This window comes from Xylanibacter rarus (assembly GCF_001275135.1).
Classification (GTDB): domain Bacteria; phylum Bacteroidota; class Bacteroidia; order Bacteroidales; family Bacteroidaceae; genus Prevotella; species Prevotella rara.
Window position 1 is genome coordinate 1 of record NZ_LFQU01000071.1, and the last position, 1,558, is coordinate 1,558.

Annotated in this window: 1 rRNA gene; it reads left to right on the forward strand. The window is 56.5% G+C overall.

The features are described 5' to 3' along the window. The first annotated feature begins 23 nt into the window (after nt 1-23). Nucleotides 24-1,552: ribosomal RNA gene (locus ACU52_RS14515) — 16S ribosomal RNA — on the forward strand. The last annotated feature ends 6 nt before the right edge of the window (nt 1,553-1,558 follow it).

The window sequence follows — 1,558 nt, forward strand, 5'->3', positions numbered from 1 at the left end:
GTGTCACATTATAAAGAAATTTTACAGTGGAGAGTTTGATCCTGGCTCAGGATGAACGCTAGCTACAGGCTTAACACATGCAAGTCGCGGGGCAGCATGAAGGATGCTTGCATTCTTTGATGGCGACCGGCGCACGGGTGAGTAACGCGTATCCAACCTGCCTGTTACCACGGCACAGCCCGTCGAAAGGCGGATTAATGCCGTATGTGGTCTTGAAAGGGCATCTGATCATGACTAAAGGTTCAGCGGTAACGGATGGGGATGCGTCCGATTAGCTAGACGGCGGGGTAACGGCCCACCGTGGCGACGATCGGTAGGGGTTCTGAGAGGAAGGTCCCCCACACTGGAACTGAGACACGGTCCAGACTCCTACGGGAGGCAGCAGTGAGGAATATTGGTCAATGGGCGTAAGCCTGAACCAGCCAAGTAGCGTGAGGGAAGACTGCCCTATGGGTTGTAAACCTCTTTTGTGCGGGGATAAAGTGAGGGACGTGTCCCTTATTGCAGGTACCGCACGAATAAGGACCGGCTAATTCCGTGCCAGCAGCCGCGGTAATACGGAAGGTCCGGGCGTTATCCGGATTTATTGGGTTTAAAGGGAGCGCAGGCCGTCCTTTAAGCGTGCTGTGAAATGCCGCGGCTCAACCGTGGCACTGCAGCGCGAACTGGAGGACTTGAGTACGCACGAGGTAGGCGGAATTCGTGGTGTAGCGGTGAAATGCTTAGATATCACGAAGAACTCCGATTGCGAAGGCAGCTTACCGGAGCGCAACTGACGCTGAGGCTCGAAAGCGCGGGTATCGAACAGGATTAGATACCCTGGTAGTCCGCGCGGTAAACGATGGATGCCCGCCGTTGGGATATTGATTTCAGCGGCCAAGCGAAAGCGTTAAGCATCCCACCTGGGGAGTACGCCGGCAACGGTGAAACTCAAAGGAATTGACGGGGGCCCGCACAAGCGGAGGAACATGTGGTTTAATTCGATGATACGCGAGGAACCTTACCCGGGCTTGAATTGCAGGAGAACGATCCAGAGATGGTGAGGCCCTTCGGGGCTCCTGTGAAGGTGCTGCATGGTTGTCGTCAGCTCGTGCCGTGAGGTGTCGGCTCAAGTGCCATAACGAGCGCAACCCCTGTCCATAGTTGCCATCAGGTTTGCTGGGCACTCTGTGGAGACTGCCGCCGTAAGGTGTGAGGAAGGTGGGGATGACGTCAAATCAGCACGGCCCTTACGTCCGGGGCTACACACGTGTTACAATGGGGCATACAGCGAGTTGGATGTGCGCAAGTACGTCCGGATCAATAAAGTGCCTCTCAGTTCGGACTGGGGTCTGCAACCCGACCCCACGAAGCTGGATTCGCTAGTAATCGCGCATCAGCCATGGCGCGGTGAATACGTTCCCGGGCCTTGTACACACCGCCCGTCAAGCCATGAAAGCCGGGGGCGCCTGAAGTCCGTGACCGCGAGGGTCGGCCTAGGGTGAAACCGGTGATTGGGGCTAAGTCGTAACAAGGTAGCCGTACCGGAAGGTGCGGCTGGAACACCTCCTTTCTGGAG